General features: G+C 72.7%; 18 protein-coding genes and 1 pseudogene. 12 read left to right on the top strand and 7 right to left on the bottom strand.

The genetic code is table 11. The annotated features are described in order from the left end of the window. Window positions 1-112: 112 nt before the first annotated feature. Entirely contained in the window at window positions 113-1,363 is a 1,251-nt protein-coding gene (locus FKD65_RS17060) for an RNA polymerase sigma factor (protein WP_368367272.1), read from the top strand. Here the strand turns inward: FKD65_RS17060 and FKD65_RS17065 are convergent. After that, entirely contained in the window at window positions 1,344-2,507 is a 1,164-nt protein-coding gene (locus FKD65_RS17065; RefSeq protein WP_141578432.1) for an FAD-dependent monooxygenase, read from the bottom strand. The genes FKD65_RS17060 and FKD65_RS17065 overlap by 20 nt on opposite strands. Window positions 2,508-2,713: 206 nt before the next feature. Here FKD65_RS17065 and FKD65_RS17070 point away from each other — a divergent pair, with 206 nt between their 5' ends. After that, the gene (locus FKD65_RS17070) at window positions 2,714-3,655 is read left to right on the top strand and encodes a threonine/serine dehydratase (RefSeq protein ID WP_141578433.1); all 942 of its coding nucleotides are present in this window, start codon (window positions 2,714-2,716) and stop codon (window positions 3,653-3,655) included. Between the two features lie 24 nt (window positions 3,656-3,679). Here the strand turns inward: FKD65_RS17070 and FKD65_RS17075 are convergent, their stop codons facing one another. Beyond that, window positions 3,680-5,008: a serine hydrolase gene (locus tag FKD65_RS17075; protein ID WP_141578434.1), complete on the bottom strand. Its 1,329-nt coding sequence runs from the start codon at window positions 5,006-5,008 to the stop codon at window positions 3,680-3,682. Window positions 5,009-5,298: 290 nt separating this feature from the next. Between FKD65_RS17075 and FKD65_RS17080 the strand changes: the two genes are divergently transcribed. Together FKD65_RS17080 and FKD65_RS17085 are read left to right on the top strand one after the other, a co-directional pair. Continuing rightward, the gene (locus FKD65_RS17080; protein WP_141578435.1) at window positions 5,299-5,736 is read left to right on the top strand and encodes an Hsp20/alpha crystallin family protein; all 438 of its coding nucleotides are present in this window, start codon (window positions 5,299-5,301) and stop codon (window positions 5,734-5,736) included. Between the two features lie 115 nt (window positions 5,737-5,851). Continuing rightward, the gene (locus tag FKD65_RS17085; RefSeq protein ID WP_141578436.1) at window positions 5,852-6,166 is read left to right on the top strand and encodes a MerR family transcriptional regulator; all 315 of its coding nucleotides are present in this window, start codon (window positions 5,852-5,854) and stop codon (window positions 6,164-6,166) included. Window positions 6,167-6,251: 85 nt separating this feature from the next. Here the strand turns inward: FKD65_RS17085 and FKD65_RS17090 are convergent. Next, window positions 6,252-7,154 (bottom strand): annotated as a pseudogene (locus tag FKD65_RS17090) (RNA polymerase sigma factor); the annotation flags it as partial. Between the two features lie 196 nt (window positions 7,155-7,350). Between FKD65_RS17090 and FKD65_RS17095 the strand changes: the two are divergent. Together FKD65_RS17095 and FKD65_RS17100 are read left to right on the top strand one after the other, a co-directional pair. Further along, a complete protein-coding gene (locus tag FKD65_RS17095; protein ID WP_141578437.1) occupies window positions 7,351-7,989 on the top strand; it encodes a TetR/AcrR family transcriptional regulator in 639 nt (212 codons plus the stop codon). Between the two features lie 249 nt (window positions 7,990-8,238). Next, the gene (locus tag FKD65_RS17100; protein WP_141576383.1) at window positions 8,239-9,819 is read left to right on the top strand and encodes an IS1182 family transposase; all 1,581 of its coding nucleotides are present in this window, start codon (window positions 8,239-8,241) and stop codon (window positions 9,817-9,819) included. Window positions 9,820-9,879: 60 nt separating this feature from the next. On the opposite strand, the gene FKD65_RS17105 is transcribed toward FKD65_RS17100, so the two are convergent. Further along, window positions 9,880-13,260 (bottom strand): pyruvate carboxylase, encoded by a 3,381-nt coding sequence (locus FKD65_RS17105; protein ID WP_141578438.1) that lies wholly within the window; start codon window positions 13,258-13,260, stop codon window positions 9,880-9,882. Between the two features lie 462 nt (window positions 13,261-13,722). On the opposite strand from FKD65_RS17105, the gene FKD65_RS46255 reads away from it, so the two are divergent. Further along, on the top strand, window positions 13,723-13,857 hold the full coding sequence (locus FKD65_RS46255) for a hypothetical protein (RefSeq protein ID WP_302931604.1): 135 nt from the start codon (window positions 13,723-13,725) through the stop codon (window positions 13,855-13,857). Window positions 13,858-13,937: 80 nt separating this feature from the next. Here FKD65_RS46255 and FKD65_RS17110 read toward each other — a convergent pair whose 3' ends face one another. Then, window positions 13,938-14,573, bottom strand: coding sequence for a TetR/AcrR family transcriptional regulator (locus tag FKD65_RS17110; protein WP_205718691.1), 636 nt, complete (start codon window positions 14,571-14,573; stop codon window positions 13,938-13,940). Window positions 14,574-14,727: 154 nt separating this feature from the next. On the opposite strand from FKD65_RS17110, the gene FKD65_RS17115 reads away from it, so the two are divergent. Next, entirely contained in the window at window positions 14,728-16,518 is a 1,791-nt protein-coding gene (locus tag FKD65_RS17115; RefSeq protein WP_141578439.1) for a serine/threonine-protein kinase, read from the top strand. A gap of 148 nt (window positions 16,519-16,666) precedes the next feature. On the opposite strand, the gene FKD65_RS17120 is transcribed toward FKD65_RS17115, so the two are convergent. Beyond that, window positions 16,667-16,918 carry a DUF397 domain-containing protein gene (locus FKD65_RS17120; protein ID WP_141586888.1) on the bottom strand — a complete coding sequence of 84 codons (252 nt, stop codon included), beginning with the start codon at window positions 16,916-16,918 and terminating at the stop codon, window positions 16,667-16,669. Continuing rightward, window positions 16,918-17,784 (bottom strand): helix-turn-helix transcriptional regulator, encoded by an 867-nt coding sequence (locus tag FKD65_RS17125; protein ID WP_179844140.1) that lies wholly within the window; start codon window positions 17,782-17,784, stop codon window positions 16,918-16,920. Before FKD65_RS17125 ends, FKD65_RS17120 begins: the two co-directional genes overlap by 1 nt. A 226-nt stretch (window positions 17,785-18,010) precedes the next feature. On the opposite strand from FKD65_RS17125, the gene FKD65_RS17130 reads away from it, so the two are divergent. From FKD65_RS17130 to FKD65_RS17145, 4 genes are all read left to right on the top strand, one after another. Then, complete coding sequence (locus FKD65_RS17130; RefSeq protein WP_240810190.1) at window positions 18,011-18,628, top strand: ATP-binding protein; 618 nt, start codon at window positions 18,011-18,013, stop codon at window positions 18,626-18,628. Between the two features lie 119 nt (window positions 18,629-18,747). Next, entirely contained in the window at window positions 18,748-19,104 is a 357-nt protein-coding gene (locus FKD65_RS17135; protein ID WP_141578440.1) for an STAS domain-containing protein, read from the top strand. A 175-nt stretch (window positions 19,105-19,279) separates the two neighbouring features. Beyond that, the gene (locus tag FKD65_RS17140; protein WP_141578441.1) at window positions 19,280-20,536 is read left to right on the top strand and encodes a pitrilysin family protein; all 1,257 of its coding nucleotides are present in this window, start codon (window positions 19,280-19,282) and stop codon (window positions 20,534-20,536) included. Then, entirely contained in the window at window positions 20,533-21,897 is a 1,365-nt protein-coding gene (locus FKD65_RS17145; RefSeq protein ID WP_141578442.1) for a pitrilysin family protein, read from the top strand. The genes FKD65_RS17140 and FKD65_RS17145 overlap by 4 nt, the downstream gene beginning before the upstream one ends. Window positions 21,898-22,098: the final 201 nt, after the last annotated feature.

The raw sequence follows: 22,098 nt of genomic DNA on the forward strand, positions 1-22,098 counted from the left end.
GCCGGCGGGCGGCCGCTGAGCTTGCGCTGCGGCCGGTGCGGGTGCTCTCATCGGCAGCGTGACGGCATCGGAGGGGCCCGAGGCGCGGGAGGCACCCGCGCGCGGCACCGGCGTGCACGCGACCGTCGACGCGGTGTGGCGGCTGGAGGCCGCGCGCATCATCGCCGGTCTCGCCCGCATGGTGCACGACATCGGGCTCGCCGAGGAACTCGCGCAGGACGCGCTGGTCGCCGCGCTCGAGCAGTGGCCGGAGTCAGGCGTCCCGGACAACCCGGGCGCCTGGCTCATGGCCGTGGGCAAGCGCCGCGCCATCGACCGGATCCGGCGGCTGCGGCGCCTAGAGGACAAGATCGAGGAGTTGGGCCGCGACCTGGAGACCCAGACGCCGCCCGAGGAGTTCGACGTCCCGGACGACGACCACATCGAGGACGACGTCCTCCGCCTGGTCTTCACCGCCTGCCACCCGGTCCTGCCGGCGCAGGCCCGGGTGGCGCTGACGCTGCGCATGCTCGGCGGCCTCACCACCGAGGAGATCGCGCACGCCTTCCTCGTCCCGGAGGCGACCGTGGCGCAGCGGATCGTCCGGGCGAAGCGGACGCTGTCGGAGGCGGGCGTCCCGTTCGAGGTGCCCCAGGGACCCGACCGCGCCGCGCGGCTGGCGTCCGTGCTGGAGGTCGTCTACCTCGTCTTCAACGAGGGTTACGCCGCCAGCGCGGGCGACGCGTGGGTGCGGGCCGACCTGTGCCGCGAGGCGCTGCGCCTCGGCCGGATCCTCGCGGAGCTGGCCCCCGGCGAGCCCGAGGTGCACGGGCTCGCCGCGCTCATGGAGATCCAGGCGTCCCGCACCCGGGCGCGCACCGGGCCGTCCGGGGAGCCCGTCCCGCTGCTGGAGCAGGACCGCGGCCGGTGGGACCGGCTCCTCATCCACCGCGGGTTCGCGGCGCTGCTGCGCGCCAAGGAGATCGGCGAGCCGCCCGGCCCGTACGTGCTGCAGGCCGCGATCGCCGCCTGCCACGCGCAGGCCCCGACGGCCGAGGAGACGGACTGGGCGCAGATCGCGTCCCTCTACGAGATCCTCGCCCGCGTCGCGCCGTCCCCCGTCGTGGAGCTGAACCGGGCCGTGGCGGTCGGCATGGCGGACGGCCCCGGCAAGGGCCTGGAACTCGCCGACGCGCTCGTCGACGAGCCCGCGCTGCGCGGCTACCACCTGCTGCCGAGCGTCCGCGGCGACCTGCTCGCCCGCCTCGGCCGCCTGGAGGAGGCGCGGGCGCAGTTCGAGCGCGCCGCCGAGCTCACCCGCAACGCGCCCGAGCGCAGGGTCCTGCTGGACCGCGCCGCCTCGCTCAGTAGTCGCGCACGCTGAACGAGCCGACGATCTCACCGAAGTCCTGGAAGTCGACCGCCCCGGCCCCTGCGCCCGCCTCGGGGTCACGCTGCGCCTCCACCCGCGCCCTGTTGGTCAGCGCCAGCTCCTGGTTGGCGGTCACGTAGCCGCGCAACTCCTTCTCATAGTTCGCGAACGCGGCGCGGTGGTCGCCGCCCGCCGCCTTCAGCTCCCCGGCCAGCACGTACGCGCCGACCATGGCCATGCTGGTGCCCTGCCCGGACAGCGGCGACCCGCAGTAGCCGGCGTCCCCGAGCAGGACGACCCGCCCCTTCGACCAGGAGTCCATACGGATCTGCGCCATCGAGTCGAAGTGGAAGTCCGGGGCGTCCCACATCGCCTCCAGCAGTTCGGGCAGCACCCAGCCGCCGCCGGCCAGCGCGTCCGCCATGATCTTCTTCTGCGCGGCGGTGTCGCGGTGGTCGTAGTCGATCGGCCGCTCCGACTCGAACCCCAGGTAGACGCGGACCTCCTCGTTTCCGCGGACGCTCATCACGCCGCCGCCCCAACTGCTGCCCGGCATCTGGTGGAACACCTGCCAGCGGTCCAGGCCGAGGAAGTTCGGGGCCGTCCACACCGCCAGGTAGGTGCCGAGGTGGGTGAGGTAGTCCCGCTCCGGCCCGAAGACGAGCCGCCGCGTGGCCGAGTGCGCGCCGTCCGCGCCGACGACCAGGTCGAACGTGCGGACCGTCCCGCCGTGGAAGATCACCCGGACGCCGTCGCCGTCCTGCTCCAGCCCGGCGATCGAGTCGCCGTACAGGTACTCGACGCCGTCGCCCGCCGCGTCCGCCAGGATCCGGGACAGGTCGTCGCGCAGGATCTCGACGTCGGGGCCGCCCAGGTCACCGCCGGTGATCGTGTGCTCCTCGCTGCGGTACAGCTCGTTGCCGTCCCCGTCCACCATGGACATGCCGCGCATCTCGACGCGCTGCTCGCGGATCCGGTCGAGGACGCCCATCCGCTCGGCGACCTCCAGCGCCGGCCCGCGCACGTCGACCGCCTGCCCGCCGGGGCGCGGCCCGGGCGACACCTCCACGACCGTCACGCCGAACCCGTACCGCCTCAGCCAGTACGCCAGCGCGGGACCGCCGATGCTCGCACCCGAGATGAGGACGTTCTTCATGGGACCTCCCTGTCCGGCGGGACGTGTCTCCCGCGCCATGGAGACAGTCGCCGCGAGCGCTGACCGCCCCCGCACCGGAGGCTGACCGGAGCGCGGGACGGCCGTCAGCGGGACGGCGGCCGGGCGGTTCGCGCCGTTCGGGTGGTCCGATGGCCTGTCATGTCCCAAACTTGGGTTGGCTGCTGATGCTACGGAGAGGAAACCCGGTGATCGATCTCCCAGACGTCCAGGCCGCGGCGGGACGTGTCGCGGGCCGTGTCCGCCGCACGCCGATGATCGAGGTCGAGTCGGCCCCGCTCGCGGCCGCCGGGCGGATGTGGCTGAAGCTCGAACTGGCCCAGCACACCGGGTCGTTCAAGGCGCGCGGCGCGTTCAACCACATCCTGGCCGCGCGCGAGGAGGGGCGGCTGCCGGAGACCGGCGTCGTCGCGGCCTCCGGCGGGAACGCGGGGCTCGCCTTCGCGTACGCCGCGGCGCGGGCGGGCGTCCCGGCCGAGGTGTACGTGCCGGAGACGGCGCCCGCGGTGAAGGTCGCGCGGCTGCGGGCCCTGGGAGCCGCGGTCGTGCAGGTCGGCACCCGGTACGCGCAGGCGCAGGAGGCCGCGACCAAGCGCGCCGCCGACACCGGCGCCCTGTTCTGCCACGCCTACGACCTGCCCGAGGTCTGCGCGGGCCAGGGCACGCTCGGCCTGGAGGTGCTGGAGCAGACCGGGGGCGAGGCCGACACGGTCCTGCTGGCGGTCGGCGGCGGGGGGCTCATGGCGGGCGTCGCCGCCGCCCTGGAGGGGCGGGCGCGCGTCGTCGGCGTCGAGCCCGTGACGATCCCGACCCTCGAACGCGCCCTGCACGCGGGGCGTCCGGTGGACGTGGAGGTGTCGGGCGTCGCCGCCGACTCCCTCGGCGCGACCCGGCTCGGGGAGATCGCGTTCGCGGTCGCGTCCCGTACCGGGGTGCGCTCCGTCCTGGTGACCGACGAGGCGATCGTCGAGGCCCGCCGGTTCGTCTGGGAGGAGTACCGGCTGGTCGTGGAGCACGGCACGGCCGCCGCCGTGGCCGCGCTCCGGAGCGGCGCCTACCGCCCGGCCCCCGGGGAGCGCGTCGTGGTCGTCCTGTGCGGCGCCAACACCGACCCGTCCGACCTCGTCTGACCTCCCCCCGGGGTCAGTGGCGCCTCACCCGGCGGTGCGGAAGGTCTGGAGCGGCAGCAAGCGCACCTGGGCCGCGGGACCGGCCGTGGCGGTGGCGGGCCGGCTGCCGCACAGGGCCTCCACCGCGTGCGCGGCCAGCGCGTTGTCGATCGGATGCGCGACGGGCGCGCCGCCCGCGCTGAGCTGCTGGTACTTCATCAGGTTGATGGCGAACGAGACCTGCCGCTCGCCGCCGGCGGACGACAGCGACTGGGTGCCGGCGCCGAAGACCGCGCCGTCGTGGCCCCAGAACCTCCCGCACGGGAGGTCGAGCGAGTAGAGCCCGAGGCCGTAGTTCATCAGGACGTTGCCGTCCGCGTCCTTCACCGGGACGGTCCGCTGCATCTGCGCCAGGGCGGCGGGCCCGACCAGGCCGCCGGTGAGGAGCCTGCGGTAGAAGCGGTTGAGGTCGTCGGTGGTGGAGACCAGCGCGCCCGCCGTCCCGGCCCAGCCCATGTCGAAGGCGCTGTAGTCGCGGGGCGGCTGTACGTGCTGGTAGAGCGACTCGTACATCCGCGAGTGCGGGCCCGGGATCCAGGGCGTGGACGGGAAGTAGGTGTGCTTGAGCCCGGCCTTCCGGATGACGTTCTTGGTGATGTACTTCTCCGCCTTGGTCCCGGTCACCTTCTCCAGGAGCTCCCCGGCGATGATGTAGTTGGTGTTGGAGTACGACCAGCGCTCCCCTGGCTCTCCCGTGCGCGGCGCCTTCAGCCCCCACGCGATGAGCTGCGCGGGCCCGACGCGGCGGAACCGGAACTCGTCCAGGCTGTCGGGCGACAGCTCCCGCAGGGACGGGAACGCCGCGAACACGTAGTCGCCGATCCCGCTGGTGTGGCCGAGCAGCATCCGCACGGTGGTCTGGTCGCCGAGGCGCCCCGGGAGGACGCCGGGCAGGTAGCGGGCGACCGGGGCGTCCAGGTCGACGCGGCCCAGCTCGACCTGCTGGAGGATCGCCGTGGCGACGAACGACTTGGTGATGCTGCCGACCCGGTGCCGCATGTCCGGGGTGACCGGGCGCCCCGTGCGCACGTCCGCGGTACCGGCCGCACCCCTCCACCGGGTGCTGCCGTCCCGGGCCTCGGAGAACAGGCCGTACATCCCGGCGTCGCGCGTGGCGTCCAGGGTGGCCCGGAGCTTGGCGGGATCGAACGGCACGGTGGCGGGCGCCGCCGCGGCGGCCGCGGCGGGGCCGGCGTCCGGGCCGGCCGCCGTCGCCGCGACCTGGGCCGTCGTCAACATCAGCAGGAGTGCCGCGCCCGCGGCGGCGCCCCGTGCGGCGCCGCGTCCCGCCGACCGTCCCAGCCCTCTGGCCATCGTCCCCGTCTCTCCCCCGCCGCCGTGCCCCGAAGGGCTCTCTTCTAGATCATCCACTCTCTCATTCCGGCGGTCGGAAACGGCCCCATAGTCACCAAAAGAGCTCGGTCTCGCCAGCGCCCGGTGTCCCCTCCGGCCGTCCCGCGCGGGAGGGGAGCGCGGTGGGCGCGACGACCCGGCTTGACATCGGGTTCCAAGTTACTTATAACTGGAGTTGCAGACTTCCTCTTGTACGAGGAACAGGTAACCGGCGCTCGACCGGGCGCCGAGGTCTTCGGAGGTGATGGTCAATGTTGCTGACGTCGATCGACCCGTTCGTGCAGGAGTTCGAGCGCCAGTTCGACCGGGCGGTCCGCCAGGCCGCCGCCCAGGGCGGCGCCGGCATGCCGATGGACGGCATCCGCCGCGCCGACGACGTCGTCCTGCGCTTCGACCTGCCGGGGGTCGACCCCGGCTCCATCGAGGTCACCGTCGACCGCGGGGTGCTCTCGGTGACCGCGCGCCGCGAGGAGGAGTTCGGCGAGGACGAGCGCGTCTTCGTCCGCGAGCGCACCATGGGCTCCTTCACCCGCCGGGTCTACCTGTCGGAGCACCTGGACGCCGAGCAGGTCGAGGCCGCCTACAACAACGGCGTCCTCGCCGTCCGGATCCCGGTGCTGGAGCGGGCGCGGCCCCGCAAGGTGGCGGTCCAGCAGTCCGGCGACGGCCAGATGGCGATCAAGAGCTGATCCGGGCATCCGGTCGGCCCCGGCCCGCGCGGCGCCTCGGCGTCCGCGCGGGCCGGGGCCGTCCGCTACCGTCCCGACCATCCGCCGGGACGGACGTCGCGACAAGGAGGCCCCCATGAACCTGCCGATCGACGACGAGCACGCCGCGCTGTTCACGGTGGGGCAGGTCGCGCAGATGCTGGACGTGCAGCAGGCCTTCCTGCGCCGCGTCGACGACCAGCAGGTCGTCTCCCCGCAGCGCTCCGCCGGCGGGCAGCGCCGCTACAGCCGCCACGAGATCGGCCGCATCCAGGAGGTCGTGTCGATGATGGGCGAGGGCATGACGCTGCCCGCCATCCGCCGCATCTTCGAGCTCCAGCACGAGGTGGCCGAACTGACCCGCGAGCGCGACGAGCTCGCCCGGCGGCTGGCCGGAGGCTCGGCGACCTGACGTCCGCGGCGGGCACGCCGGAGGCGCCCGCGCGGCCCCGCGCCGCCGGTCTCCTCCGGCTCCGCCGCGAAGCCGCCGGCCGGGCTCAGCCGAGCAGGTCGGCGAGGGTCTCCCGGCGGGACGGGTGGCGCAGCTTGTGCATGCCCTTGGACTCGATCTGCCGGATGCGCTCGCGCGTCACCCCGTAGACCTTGCCGACCTCCTCCAGGGTCTTCGGCTCGCCCCCCGACAGCCCGAACCGCAGCGAGATGACGCCGGCCTCGCGCTCGGTGAGCGTCTCCAGGACGGCGTCGAGCCGGCCCCGCAGCATCGAGGACGCGACGACGTCGGCCGGGTCGCCGCCGTCGGGGTCCTCGATGACGTCGCCGAGCTCGCCGTCGCCGTCCTCGCCGAGCGGGGTGTGCAGCGACAGCGGCTCGCGGGCCTGCCTGCGCAGCCACTCGACCTTCTCCGGGGTGACGTCCAGCTCGACGGCCAGCTCGCGCGAGGTCGGCTCGCGGCCGAGGTCCTGCATCATCCGCCGCCGGGCCCGCGTCATCCGGTTGAGCACCTCGACGACGTGCACGGGGATGCGGATGGTGCGGCTCTGGTCGGCCAGCGCGCGGCTGATCGCCTGCTTGATCCACCAGACGGCGTAGGTGGAGAACTTCAGCCCGCGGCGGTACTCGAACTTCTCCACGGCGCGGATGAGCCCGAGGTTGCCCTCCTGCACGAGGTCGTTCAGCGGGAGGCCGTGGCCCATGTAGCGCTTGGCGAGCGACACGACGAGGCGCAGGTTCGCCTCGACCATGTGCTCCTTGGCGCGGGCCCCGTCGGCGGCGATCCACTCCAGGTCCTGCTTGTCCTGGAGGCTCAGCTCGTCGCCCAGGGTCATGAGGCGCTCTCGGGCGAACAGGCCGGCCTCGATGCGCTTGGCCAGGTCGACCTCCTGCTCGGCGGTGAGCAGCGCGGTGCGCCCGATGCGGGACAGGTAGTCCTTCATCGGGTCGACGAGGTTCACGGTGGAGCGGGGGGTTGCGCTCGGCGCGTGGCTGGCGTTCAGGGCTGTGTCCTTTGCTCGTCCGGCGGCCGGGAGGGAGACGGTCACCCGGTCTCGGTACCCGTCCGGCTCGCAACCCAAACTTAGAACCGACCTAAGTATGTGTCAGATACGAACTTAGGTCGAGTTATGAGAGGATGGCGGCATGGGACTGCGGGAGATGAAGAAGCAGCAGACGCGCCAGAACATTTCGAACCAGGCGACCCGCCTGTTCCTGCGGCACGGCTTCGACCGGGTGACGATCGCCGACGTCGCGGCGGCGGCCCAGGTGGCGAAGATGACCGTCACCAACTACTTCCCCAGGAAGGAGGACCTGGCCCTCGACCTGCACGAGGTGTTCGTGGCCCGGCCCGCGCGCACCGTCGCCGAGCGGGCACCGGGCGAGTCGGCGCTGGCCGCCCTCCGCCGCGCCTTCCTGGCCGCCGTCGAGCGGCGAGACGCCGTGCTCGGTTTCTCCGGTCCCGACTTCGCGCGCATGATCACCGGGAGCCCGGCGCTGGTGGCGCGGCTCCGCGAGTTCCACGAGGAACGGGAGGACGCCCTCGCCGCCGTCCTCGCCGAGGAGACCGGCGCCGGCCCGGACGACGTCCTCCCCCGCCTCACCGCCGCGCAGTTCGGGGGCGTCCACCGCGTCCTGTTCCAGGAGGCGCTGCGGCGCACCGCGAGGGGTGAGACCCACGAGGAGGTCGAGGCGGCCCTCGCGGAGTCCGCGAAGACCGCCTTCGACCTGCTCGAACCGTCCCTGGGCACCTATGCGACGCGCCAGGAACAGCCGGTGTCCTAGGGACTGTCTGGAAGTGGCCTCGGCCACGCGCGCGAACGCGTGACCTGCCCGGTGGAGTGAAGCCGGAGGCGAGCGGAACCGGGCAGATCGCGAAGCGATGCCGCGTTCGCCCAGGCACGGTCACGTAGCGAGCCGCCAGGCGAGCGAAGTGGGCCGGGACCGTTGAAACACAGCCTAGAAGACTGCTGAAGATCTTGGGGTTTTGGTCCCGCCGCGGATGCGGCGGGGCCAGTGTGTTGTGGTGTGGTGATGGGTGAGTGGGCCGGGGAGACGGTCGGTCCGGATGTGTGGGAGACGTGCCGGGAGCTGATCCCAGCGGGGAGCGTGTTCGCGTTCCTGGCCGAGCACCGTGGCGCGTTGTTCCCGGCGGTGATGTTCGCGGACATGTATCCGTCGGCGAACGGGCGGCCGTCGATGCCGCCGCAGATCCTGGCCGCGGCGATCACTTTGCAGGCCCTGCACGGGCTGTCGGATTCTGAGACGGTGCAGGAGTTGCGGTGTGACCTGCGCTGGAAGGCCGCGTGCGGGCTGGGCCTGCACGACACCGCGTTCGATGCGTCGCTGCTGGCCTACTTCCGCCGTCGGCTGGCACGCTCGGCCCGGCCCGACCGGATCTTCGAGGCCGTGCGGGAGGTGGTGCGGGCGACCGGGGTGCTCACCGGCAGGCATCGCCGTGCGCTGGACTCCACGGTGCTGGACGATGCGGTCGCCACCCAGGACACCGTCACCCAGTTGATCGCCGCCGTCCGCTCAGTGATCCGCCATGTCCCCGGGGCGGCCGAGGTGGCCGCGGCGGCGTGCACCGCCCACGACTACACCGACCCGGGCAAACCGCGCATCGCCTGGAACGACGAGCAGGCCCGCGCCGAGCTGGTGGACGCCCTGGTCACCGACGCGCTCAGGTTGCTGGGGCACCTGCCCGAGCAGGAACTGGGCGAGCGGGCCGCGAACGCGGTGGGCCTGCTGGCCCTGGTCGCCGGGCAGGACGTCGAACCGGCCGAAGGGTCCGACGGCCGCGACGGGCGCTGGCGCATCACCGACGGCACCGCCCCGGACCGGGTGATCTCGACCGTCGACCCCCAAGCCCGGCACGTCCACAAGACCCGCAGCCACCGCCAGGACGGCTTCAAAGCCCACCTGGCCGTCGAGCCCGAAACCGGCCTGTTCACCGCGGTGGCCCTGCGGCCCGGCGCCGGGGCCGCCCACCACGAGGCCCTCGTCGGCCTGGACCTGCTCGCCGGCGAGGACACCCCGGTGCAGGTGTTCGGCGACACCGCCTACTCCACCGGCCAGGCCCGCCACGCCCTCACCGCCGCCGGGCACCGGCTGTTCATCAAGCCCGCCCCGCTGCGGCCCGCCGTCCCCGGCGGCTTCACCCTCGACGACTTCGCCATCGACACCACCAACGGCACCGTGACCTGCCCCGCCGGGCACACCGCCCCCTTATCGGACCCCGGCGGACGCCACCACCAGCGCAAAGCCGTGTTCGGGAACCGGTGCACCGGATGCCCCCTGCGCGAGCGGTGCACCAACGCCAAGGCAGGCCGGATCCTGACCATCCGCCCCCACCACGACCTCCAAGCCGCCGCCCGCCGCCAATCGGCCCACGACCCGGCCTGGCAAGCCGACTACCGCCGCTGGAGACCACCGGTCGAACGCGCCGTCGCCTGGCTCGTCCACCACGGCAACCGCCGCCTCCGCCACCGCGGCACCATCAAAGCCGACGCCTGGCTCCACACCCGAGCCGCCGTCCTCAACCTCCGCCGACTCATCAACCTCGGACTCACCCGAACCAACGGCACCTGGCACCTGTCCACGGCCGAAGCATGACCACACAGGGGCTGTCCGGCCCACGGCCGGACAGCCCCTCACAAGATCTTCAGCAGTCTTCTAGGCGCCGTCGTGGATGACCAGGAGGAGGTCGCCGGCCTGGACGGGGGTCGCCTCCGGGACGGCCAGGCGGGCGACCGTGCCCGCGACCGGCGCGGTGATCGCGGCCTCCATCTTCATGGCCTCGATGGTGGCGACCACGTCCCCCGCCGCGACCTCGTCGCCCTTGGCCACCCGCAGCGTCACCGACCCGTCGAACGGGGCGGCCACGTGGCCGGGCTCGGCCGGGTCGGCGCGCTCGACCGGCGGCGCATCCGACTTGACGGACTTGTCGCGTACGGAGAGCGTGCGGAGCTGGCCGTTCACCGAGCAGATGACCTGCCGGACCCCCGCCTCGTCGACGTCGCCCACGGCCTCCAGCCCGGCCAGGACGCGGACGCCCGGTTCGAGGTCGAACGCCACCTCGTGCCCTGCCCGCAGCCCGTAGAGGAACGGGCCGGTGGGCAGGACGGAGAGGTCGCCGTAGGCGGCGCGGGCTTCGCGGTAGTCCTTCGCCGGGCCGGGGAAGAGCAGGCGGTCGAGAGTGTCTCGGACCTCTGGGCCGGCCAGGGCCTTCTCTTCGGCGCCGTCCAGTTCGGCCCGGGCGGGCGTGTACTGGCGTCCTGCGAGGGCCTTGGTGCGGAACGGCTCGGGCCAGCCGCCGGGCGGGTCGCCCAGTTCGCCGTTGAGGAACCCGATGACGCTGTCGGGGATGTCGTAGCGCTCCGGGTTCTCGGCGAAGTCGTCCGGGTCGGCGCCGGCCGCGACCAGGTGCAGGGCCAGGTCTCCGACGACCTTGCTGGACGGGGTGACCTTCACGAGCCGGCCGAGGATGGCGTCGGCGGCGGCGTAGAGGCGCTCGATCTCCTCGAACCGGTCGCCGAGGCCGAGGGCGACGGCCTGCTGCCGCAGGTTGGACAGCTGCCCGCCGGGGATCTCGTGCTCGTAGACGCGCCCGGTCGGCGACGGGAGCCCCATCTCGAACGGCGCGTAGAGCTTGCGGACCGCCTCCCAGTACGGCTCCATGACGGTCAGCGCGTCCAGGTCGATCCCGGTGGCGTGGTCGGTGAAGTCGGTCGCGGCCACGATCGCCTGGAGCGGCGGCTGGCTCGTGGTCCCCGAGAGCGGCGCGGCGGCGCCGTCCACGGCGTCGACGCCCGCCTCGATGGCGGCGATGTAGGTGCCGATCTGCCCGCCCGCCGTGTCGTGGGTGTGCAGGTGCACGGGCAGGTCGAAGCGCTCGCGGAGCGCCCTGACGAGCGTGCGCGCGGCGGGCGCCCGGAGCAGGCCGGCCATGTCCTTGATGCAGAGGACGTGCACCCCCGCCTGGACGAGTTCCTCCGCCAGGCGCAGGTAGTAGTCGAGCGTGTAGAGGCGTTCGTCCGGAGAGGACAGGTCGCCGGTGTAGCAGAGGGTTCCCTCCACCAGCGCATGCGTCTGGAGGGCGGCGTCGATGGCCGGGCGCATGCGCTCAACGTCGTTCAGGGCGTCGAACACACGGAAGATGTCGACTCCCGTACTGGCCGCCTCCTTGACGAAGGCCCGCGCCACAGAGTCGGGGTACGGCGTGTAGCCGACCGTGTTGCGGCCGCGCAGGAGCATCTGGATGCACAGGTTCGGTGCGGCCTCGCGGATCGCGGCCAACCTGTCCCAGGGCGACTCGCCCAGGAACCGCAGCGCGACGTCGTACGTGGCTCCGCCCCATGCCTCGACGGAGAGGAGTTGCGGCGTCATCCGGGCCAGGTAGGGCGCGGCCGCCAGCAGGTCGTAGGTGCGTACTCGCGTGGCGAGAAGCGACTGGTGCGCGTCCCGGAACGTCGTGTCGGTGACGGCCAGGGCCTTCTGGCCGCGGAGCCGCTCGGCGAACGCGCGCGCGCCGAGCGACAGCAGCCGGTCGCGCGACCCCTCCGGGAACGGGCCGTCGTGGTCGAGCGGCGGCAGCTTCGTCGCCGGGTCGAGGTCGGTGGGCGGCTCGCCGTGCGGCTTGTTGACCGTGACGTCCGCCAGGTACCGGACGAGCCGCGTCGCGCGGTCGCCGCTGGAGCGGGCCGTCAGCAGCTCGGGGTGGTCGGCGATGTAGGAGGTGGTGACACCGCCCGCGCGGAAGTCGGACTCGTCCAGCAGCGCCTGGAGGAACGGGATGTTGGACGCTACGCCCCGGATGCGGAACTCGGCGACGGCCCTGCGCGCCCGCCGGACCGCGTCCTCGAACGTCCGGCCGCGGCACGTCAGCTTCACCAGCAGCGAGTCGAAGTGCGGGGACACGATCGCGCCGCCGTAGGCCGTCCCCGTGTCGAGCCGGACCCCCGCGCCGCCCGGCGACCGGTACGCCGAGATCTTCCCGGTGTCGGGGCGGAAACCGTTCGCCGGGTCCTCGGTCGTGATGCGGCACTGCACGGCGAACCCGCTCACGCTGACCTCGTCCTGCGCGATGCCGAGGTCGGCGAGCGTCTCGCCGCCCGCGATGCGCAGCTGGCTCTGCACCAGGTCGACCCCCGTGACCTCCTCGGTCACGGTGTGCTCGACCTGGATGCGGGGGTTCATCTCGATGAAGACGTGCTCGCCGTGGGCGTCCACGAGGAACTCGACCGTTCCCGCGTTCTCGTAACCGATCTCTTGGGCGAACCTCACGGCGTCGTCGCAGAGCCGTTGGGTCACCTCTGGGTCGAGCCGGGGCGCGGGCGCGATCTCGACCACCTTCTGGTGGCGGCGCTGCACAGAGCAGTCACGCTCGCGCAGGTGGACGATGTGCCCGGCGCCGTCCGCGAGGACCTGCACCTCGATGTGGCGGGGGCGGTCCACCGCCTGCTCCAGGAACACCGTGGGGTCGCCGAACGCGCTCTCGGCCTCGCGGCGCGCCGTGTCCACGGCGGCCTCCAGCTCCTCGCGGTGGTCGACGCGGCGGAGCCCGCGCCCGCCGCCGCCCGCCGCGGCCTTCACGAACAGGGGGAACCCGACCTCGTCGGCCGCCTCCAGCTCCCGTCCCGGCTCGGGGGTCGCCGAGCGCAGCACCGGCAGGCCCGCGCGCCGCGCCGCCGCGACCGCCTCGATCTTGTTTCCCGCCAGGCTCAGCACCCGCGACGGCGGGCCGACGAACTTGATCCCGCTGCGCTCGCAGGCCGCCGCGAGCTCGGGGCTCTCCGACAGGAACCCGTATCCGGGGTAGACGGCGTCGGCGCCGACCCGCAGCGCCGTCTCCACGATCCCGTCCACGTCCAGGTAGGCGCGGACGGGATGGCCGTGCTCCCCGATCTCGTACGCCTCGTCGGCCTTCTGCCGGTGCAGGGACAGGCGGTCCTCGTGCGCGTACACGGCGACGCTGGCGATGCCGAGTTCGTAGGCCGCGCGGAAGGCGCGCACGGCGATCTCGCCACGGTTGGCGACGAGCAGCTTACTGATCACGTGTTCTCCCAGGAGAGGCTCGGGGCGCGTCCGGCCGCGCCCGGCGGTCTCCTGGGGCTCCACGCTGAGCCGCTCATGGCGGTATCGACCCGCGGGCGAACCGAATCCTGGGATACCTACCCAGTTGAGCGGTTCGGACGGCCTCGCCCCTGAGTGATAACAAAGCGACAGATGATGCGCGAGTGAAAAGAGGCGAAATTTTCGCCCGCCGAGGGGCGTGCGCCGTCGCCCGGGAGCCGCTCCAGTGACCCGGTCCGGATGGATTTCACCCCCGGACACGGACGGGGCCGGATCCGGACGGCGCCTAAACGGAACGATCACTCGGAATAGCGGGAAGGATCTTGCGGTTGCAACTACCGTGCGAGATCCCGCCAGCCGGGGTAGCACTCCTGTCACGACCCATGGAGGTGAACCGTGCCGAGCAGCATTCCCCGCACCCGTTCCGTCAGTGAACGCAAACACGTGAAGACCACGTCTCTGCGCGCCCTCGCGGTCGCCGCGCAACTGGAACGCAAGCATGCCCAGGAGGGCCCGCCGGGCGAGGCGGAAGGCCGGGTGGACTCCCGCCGCCGGCGGCGGACGCCCGACCCGGCCTGACACACCGAACGCCCGGCCGCACCTCCGGTCAGGCACGAGGAAGCCCCCGCGACCGCGGGGGGCTTTCGTGTCTCCCCCTGTTAGGCGCCTGCCACGTTGAACAGCTGATGGACGGTGGCTCGGGTGCGCTCCGTCCCAACGCTCTCCACCATCGCGGTGAGGTGCTCCGCACCCAGGACGGCCAGGAGCGCGTGCGCGGTGGCATCGCCGTCCGGGACGGTGTCGCCGCACTGGTCGAGCAGGATCGTCAGGTGCCGGTGCCAGAAGCCGTAGGCGCCGATGCGGTACCGGGCCCCCGGCGAAGCGGTCTCGGACATGCGCACCAGCGCCAGATGGCCGAGCACGTAGTCCAGGTAGGCGTCGGCGAAGGCGTGCAGGCGCTCGGTCGGCGGCACGGCCGCACCGTCCCCCGGGCCGAGAGGAGACGGGCCGGACAGGATCGCGTCCTGGAGTTCGCGCTCGCGTTCGTTCAGCAGCGCCACGGCGAGGCCCGCCTTGTCGCCGAACCGGCGGAAGAGCGTGCCCTTGCCGACGCCCGCCTCGGCGGCGACGGCGTCCATCGAGACCGCCTCCACACCGTGCCGGGCGAAGAGCGCGGCGGCGGCGTCCAGCACCTTCGCGCGGTTGCGGGCGGCGTCGGCGCGCTCCTTCGGCGGCGGCGTCCGCATCAGTTCCAGGTCGACGCGCCTCGCGCCGGCCGGGCGACGGTCGATCATCACGTCCTCCCCCGTGGATACAACCGGACTATAGTCCAATTTTACGGCCGCGGTCACCAGTGCTAGATCATCCGCTTTGCGGACCGCATACCATCGTGGGGCCTAGTCTTGCGGAAGGTCCTGGGACGCGGCGGAACGACGGGGAGCGAGTGGTGTGACGGACAGGACGATGCCGGATTCCCATCCACTGCGGTCGGGAGACCCGGTCGAGCTGGGCGGATACGAGATCCTGGGCCGCCTCGGCGAGGGCGGGCAGGGCGCGGTCTTCCTGGGGCGTCCGGCAGGCGGGGCCGGGGCCGACCACGTCGCGATCAAGCTGCTGCACGGCGGGCTCGCGGGGGACGAGTCCGCCCGCGCGCGCTTCGTCCGCGAGCTGGAGGTCGCCAAGCGCGTCGCGCGCTTCTGCACCGCGCAGGTCCTGGACGCCGACGTCGCGGGCGACCAGCCCTACATCGTCAGCGAGTACGTTCCCGGCCTGTCGCTCTTCTACGTCGTGCGGACGGAGGGCCCGCGCACGGGCGGCGCCCTGGAACGGCTCGCGGTGAGCACCCTCACCGCGCTCACGGCCATCCACCAGGCCGGGATCGTGCACCGCGACTTCAAGCCGCGCAACGTGATGATGGGCCCGGACGGGCCCCGCGTCATCGACTTCGGCGTGGCGCGCGCGCTGGACGCCACCGGCGAGACGCAGAACGTCGGCACTCCCGCCTACATGTCCCCGGAGCACTTCACCGGCGAACATGTCGGCCGGGCGGCCGACATGTTCGCCTGGGGCACGACGATGACGTTCGCCGCCACGGGGCGTCCCGCTTTCGGCAACGACGAGATGGCTTCGGTCATGCACCGGATCCTGACCGGCGAGCCTGATCTGGGCGACCTTCCGAGCCCGTTGCGCGAGCTCGTCCTCGCCTGCCTGTCCAAGGAGCCCGCGCAGCGGCCCACCGCCCGCGAGGCCCAGGAGAGGCTGGTCGGCGCGGCCAGCGGGGCGCCCTCGCCCGGGCCCTTCGTACCTCCGCTGCCCGCCGATGCCCCCGGCCCGCAGTACGCGTCCGCGCCTTCCGGTTCGGCTGACCCGCATGCCGCCCCGTCCGTCGCGGCCGGCGCGGTGCCGCCTTCCGAGCCCGCCACCGACCCGTCCGGCGTCCGGCACGGGACGGCTCCGCAGCCGCTTCCCTTCGGGGAGGCCGCACCGCCGCCCGCGGGGCACGGCGTTCCCGGCATGCCTCCGCCTCCTCCTCCCGGGCCGCCCCACGGCCAAGGGTCGAACGGTGGGAGGCGCGGACGTCTCATCGTGCCGATCGCGGCGGCGGTGGCGGTTGCGGCGGTCATCGCGGGCGGTGCCGCTTGGGCCGCGACAAGGCCGGACGGCGACAAGGGCCAGTCCGCATCGGCGGTCGAGCAGAACCCAGGCGTGCAGGGCGACACCGGGGCTGCGAACGGCGCCGGTGGCAACACCCCGGGCCCGGTGACGACGAAACCAGGGCAGCCTGAGCCCGGGAAGAGCGGAGCCCCCACGGCCCCCCACGCGTCCACGAAGCCGGGTTCGCCGAAGCAGCCCGGTGGCTCGACCCCCACGAGGGGCACCGGCGGCAACGGATCGACGCCCGCCAAGGAACCGCCCAATAAGTACACCCCGCAGGCCGCGTGCAACAGCGGCGGCAAGGGAAGCGGGTACTACGTGCTGCGCTCCATGGCCGTGTCCGGTGGCGTCGCCTACCTGCTGTACAGCAATTCGACCGCCTACAACTGCGCCGTCACCATCAAGTCGACGCACGTGGGCACCAAGTCGCCGGTCTCCGCCTGGATCCAGAAGAAGGGCGGCGGCACCATCACCGACAGCGGCTCCTTCGCCTGGTACGCGGGGCCGGTGTACGTGAAGGCCCCCGGGGAGTGCGTCCGCTTCGGCGGGAACGGCCGTACCGCTCCCTACGGCAACTGCGGCTGACGCTCGGGGACGGCCCCCAGGGCCGTCCGCCCAAGCGTGGCCGCCGAAAATGAACAAGGCCACCCTCGCGCCTGGGGTGGCCTTTTGCAGCGTGCGGGCGGTCGGGTCGACGTGCGGGTGGACCGGTGCCGACCCTGCCGCGCTCGAATCAGTTACGGGAGGCGATGAGATGGTCGAAGTCGCCGTCCTTGGCACCAAGGATCAACGCTTCTATCTCGGGGCGGGTGTAGATGAGGGCCGGGCCCTCGGGATGGCGGGAGTTGCGCATCGCCACCTGCCCACCGGGCAGTTCGGCGATTTCCACACAGTTCCCCTGGGAGTTGCTTCGCCGGGACTTGAGCCACCGTGCTCCGGGGAGCTCGGCGGCCGACATCCCGTTGTCGTAATCGGTCTGGAGCATCATGTCTCTCTGAGAAGATCACCGAGAAGCTCGACGGTGCGCTCCGGGGTCGCACTGTCGACACACAGGCGTTCCATCGCCTGGAGATAGGTGTCGACGTCGTCGCGCTTGTCCAGGTACATCGCGCCGGTGAGGTTCTCGACGTAAACCACGTCCGGCAGATCCTGCTCGGGAAAGCGCAGGATCGTGAAGGCGCCCCCCTCGGCCGCGTGGCCTCCGAACCTGAACGGCATGATCTGGATGGTGACGTTGGGCAGTTTCGACATCTCGATGAGGTGCTCGAACTGGCCCCGCATCACCTCAGGTCCGCCGATGGGGCGCCGCAGCGCCCCCTCGTCCACCACGGCCCACAGTCGCGGCGCTTCCGCGCCCGTGAGGCGTTCCTGACGTTGCAGGCGCAGTTCCACTCGCTGGTCGATCTCGTGCTCGGCGGCCCCGGCGTTGCCCAGGCGGATCACCGCACGCGCATACCCCTCCGACTGCAGCAGTCCCGGGACGAACTGCAGTTCATACGTGCGGATCAACGCCGCCGACTCCTCCAGACCCACATAGGTCTGGAACCAGCCGGGCAACACGTCGTTGTACCGGTGCCACCAACCGGGGGTGTTGGCCTCCCGCGCAAGCTGTAGCAGCGCCTCGCGTTCCGTCTTGTCGCCGACGCCGTACAACGTGAGCAGGTCGTCCACGTCTCGTTCTTTGAAGCTGACCCTGCCGAGCTCGAGGCGGCTGATCTTCGACTCCGACGCACGGATGACGTAGCCGGCGTCCTGACGGGTCACGCCCTTCTGCTCGCGCAGACGGCGAAGCTGCGACCCGAGCAGGATCCGACGAACCGTCGACCCGCTTCCCGGCGTCTCTGGAGTCACGCCCAACCTCCCGGCTATTCGGCGGACAGCGAACCTAGTGTGCCACTGGCCTCAGTGTCCTGCGGCTACCTCCGATCTCCCGCGTGCTGCCCGCGCCGCCCCGCACCCTCACAACGCAGATGCACGTGCATTGGGCCTTGCATTCGCACGCTACGATGCGCAGGATAACGCACGAGACTTCCGAGCCACGGCTGCACAACGAGATCACTCTGCGGGGTCCGGTGGAATGACGTCACGCCACGCGCACGACGACACGCGGTGGGAGCTCGGCCCTCTCGCGGGGCCGGGCGATCCACGGGCCCACGCTGGGCGCTCGACGGCGGTCCCCGAGTCGTTCGACCTGCCGCCGCGCCTGGACAAGGCCGTCACGGCGCTGACGGAGCTGCGGGGGTCCACGGTCTCGTTCACCGTGGAGCCCGATCCGGAGTCGGTCACCGAGGCCCGGCACTTCGCGATCTCCAGGCTGGCCGAGTGGAGCCTGTCCGAGCTCGCCGACGACGTCGGCCTCGTCGTCTCCGAACTCGTGACGAACGCGCTGCGGCACAGCGGAAAGACGGCCGGCGGGCGGCCGGGCGACGACGTGCACCGCGAGGGCGTGTACGACGACCCGGCCGACCCGCTCGGCTCCGCGCCGTCCGCCATCCGGCTGCGCCTCGGGCACGAGGCGCCCTGGCTGCTCTGCGGGATCATGGACTCCAGCCGGACGGCGCCCCGCCGCAAGGAGCCCGACTACATCGCCGAGACCGGGCGCGGCCTGCACCTGGTCGAGTCGTTCAGCGTCCGGTGGGGCTGGCGCGCCCTCGCCCACGGGAAGATCGTTTGGGCCCTCTTCCGCTCCCCTTGAAGGATGCGACCGGATTGGCGGGCGTAACCGTCCGCGACCGGGGTAACAATTGAGTTCCCCCCGCGAGGCCCTAGAACTTCTCCAGGGCTTGACAAGACGCGGGACAGAGAGGAGCACCGGTGGACTTCGCCGTCGAGCATCGCGTCGAGAAGGGCCTCACGGTCGTCAAGATCAGCGGTGAGATCGACGTCTTCACCAGCCCCCGCCTGCGCGAGGCCCTGCTCGACATCATCGACAACGGCGGCGCGCACCTGGTCATCGACCTCGGCGAGGTGACCTTCCTGGACTCCACGGGCCTCGGCGTGCTGGTCGGCATCTACCACCGGCTCCGCGCGCGGGACGGCTCGATGTCGTTCATGGGCGTCAACGACAGGGTGAGGCGCGTCTTCCACGTCACCCAGCTCACCAAGATCTTCGTCCTCCACCACTCGCTGGACGACGCCGTCGCCGCGCACGAGGCCGCGACGTCGTCCTGAGCGAGCGCGCTCCCTCGCCTCCCGCGCGCGGTCGCGCCGGGTTATCCACAGTTTCCGTCGGCGCTCCCCCCGCGGGGCGCACCCGGTACGGTGAGACCGAGATCAAGCCCGCCGCCTGGGGTGGTCCCCCCGACGCGCGGTGCTGTCCGGCCCATCGAACGGACGGGAGCGCTCCGTGGCAGAACAGCCGCTGCATGAGCACACGCTCGGCAATGGCCTGCGCGTGGTGGTCTGCGAAGACCACGTCGTACCTCTGGCCGCCGTGAACATCTGGTACGGGGTGGGTTCGCGGCACGAGCGGGCCGGCCGCACCGGGCTCGCCCACCTCTTCGAGCACCTGATGTTCCAGGGCTCGGCGAACGTCGCCGAGGGCGAGCACGCCGCACTGCTGGAGAGCGCCGGAGCCGCGTTCAACGCCAGCACGTCCTTCGAGCGCACGAACTACTACGAGACGGTGCCGGTCAGCCACCTGGAACTCGCCCTCTGGCTCGAGGCCGACCGCATGGGCACGCTCCCCGCCGCGCTGACCCAGGCCAACCTCGACAACCAGCGCGACGTGGTGAAGAACGAGCGGCGCCAGCGCTACGACAACCAGCCCTACGGAACGGCCTTTGAGCGGCTCTGCGCGCTGACGTTCCCGGAGGGCCACCCTTACGCGCACACCCCGATCGGCTCCATGGAAGACCTGGACGCCACCACCCTCGACGACTGCACCGACTTCTTCGCCACCTGGTACGCACCGGGCAACGCAGTGCTGTCGGTCGTGGGCGACGTCGACCCGGCGAAGACGATCGAGGCGGTCGAGCGCTACTTCGGCGGCCTCCCGGCCGGTCCGGCCAGGCCCGGCGCGCGTCCGGGCGAGCTCGGGCCGCTGACCGGCGTCCGCGGCGAGGCGCTCGACGAGGTGGTCCCCTCCCCCGCCTACTTCGCGATGTTCACGCTTCCCACCGACGGCGGCGACGACATCGAGGCCGCCGAGCTCGCGGTCGAGATCCTCGGCGGCGGCTCCGGCTCCCGCCTCTACGACCGGATGGTGCGGCGCGACCAGATCGCGACCGAGGTGTGGGCCGGGGTCACGCGGCTCGCGTCCGGCCCGTCCCTGGCGATCGTCGACGCCGTCGGCCCGGAGCCCGAGAAGATCGCCGCCGTGCTGGACGAGGAGCTCGAGCGGTTCGCCGCGCAGGGCCCCGACGACGACGAGGCCGCCCGCGCCACCGCCCAGGCCGAGCGCGGCTTCCTGGAGCAGACCGAGACGGTGACGGGCCTCGCCAACGCGCTGTCGCAGAACGCGACGCAGTTCGGCGACCCCGCCCGGGTCTTCACCGCCCCGGGCCGCGCCGCCGCGGTCACCGGAGACGCGATCAAGGAGATGGCGGGCCGCTGGCTGGCCCCGGGCGCCCGCACCGCCCTGACCTACGGAGGCACCTCGTGAGCAGCGGCCTTGCACTGCAGCCCCGCCCCGTCCCCGGGCCCGTCCCGGCCTGGGCGTTCCCGGCCGGCACCGCGGGGCGCGTCCCGGCGGGCCCGGCCACGCTCCGCTGCGACCTGCCCGGCCGCCGGCTCGCCGCGGTCCGCCTCGTCCTGCACGCGGGGGCGGGCCGCGAGCCGTCCGGGCTTGACGGCGTCGCGACGCTGGCCTCCCGCGCCCTGCTCGAGGGCACCGAGCCCGGCGGCGGCACCGCGCTGACCGCCGCGTTCGAGCGACTCGGCGCCAGCCTCTACGCGCACGCCGACCTGACCGCGCTCCGCGTCGCCCTGGACGTCCCGACCACCCGCCTCGGCGCGGCCCTGGAGCTGTTCTCCTCGGTCGTGCGGCGCCCCGCGCTTGACGACGCCGACGTCCGGCGGCTCGTCCGCGAGCGCCTGGAGGAGATCGCCCAGGACGACGCCGACCCCGCCACCCGCGCCATGCGGGAACTGCGCTCGGTCGTCTTCCCGGCGGAGGCGAGGGCCTCCCGCCCGACGGGCGGCCTCCGCGCCTCGATCGGCGCGCTGGAGGGTTCGCACGTCCGCGACTTCTACGGTTCCGTGGTCCCCGCGGAGGCGACCGCGGTCGTGGCCGGCGACCTGTCCGGCACGGACGCCGAAAGCGCCCTCACCGCCGCCCTGGAGGGCTGGGCGGGCACCGGCGAGCCGCTCCCGACCGCCGACCGGATCATGCCGGAGTCCGCGGCCCGCATCGTCGTCGTCGACCGCCCCGGCTCGGTGCAGACCTACCTCAGCTTCGGGCACGGCGTCCCCGACCGCTCCCACCACGACTGGCCGTCCCTGATGGTCGCCTCGCACGTCCTCGGCGGCGGCCTGACGTCCCGGCTCAACGCGGTCCTGCGCGAGGAGAAGGGCTACACCTACGGCATGCGCGCCGGGCTGCTGCGCATGCGGCACTGCGGCCTGTTCATCGCCCAGGGCGCCGTCCACACCGAGGTCACCGGCGACGCCGTCGCCGACGCGCTCACCGAACTGCGCGGCATCGTGTCCCGCGGCATCGACGCCGAGGAGCACGGCTCGTCCGTCCGCGCCCTCGCAGACCGGGCCCCGGCCGAGTACGAGACGGCCCGCGCGGTGGCCGCCGAACTGGCCGACGTGTCCGCCAACGGCTTGGGCGCCGACTACCCGAGCGCCTACCTGGCCGCGGTACGCGCCTCCACCCCAGACGGCGTGGCCCGCGCCTACCGCAAGCACATCGACCCGGAGGCCCTCACCATCATCGCCGTAGGCGACGCCGCCCAAATCCGCGAACCCCTGGAGAAACTCGGCTACGCCTCCGTAACGGTCACCCCCAAGGAGGACTGACCCCAACCCCAACCCCCACCACCACCCGCCGCCCACACGTCACCCCCAACGCCGCACACGGCCCCAGGCCCTGGGGGACGGACGAAGGACGCCCCCTTTGGGCGGGAAATCGCGGGTTGGGGACGGGGCGAGTGAACCGGTGGCATGGTGGAGGGGGTCTAAGCATCCGGTGCGCGCGGTCCGGGTCGCGCGGGCGGTGGA

Source organism: Actinomadura sp. WMMA1423 (assembly GCF_006547145.1).
Taxonomy (GTDB): Bacteria; Actinomycetota; Actinomycetes; order Streptosporangiales; family Streptosporangiaceae; genus Spirillospora.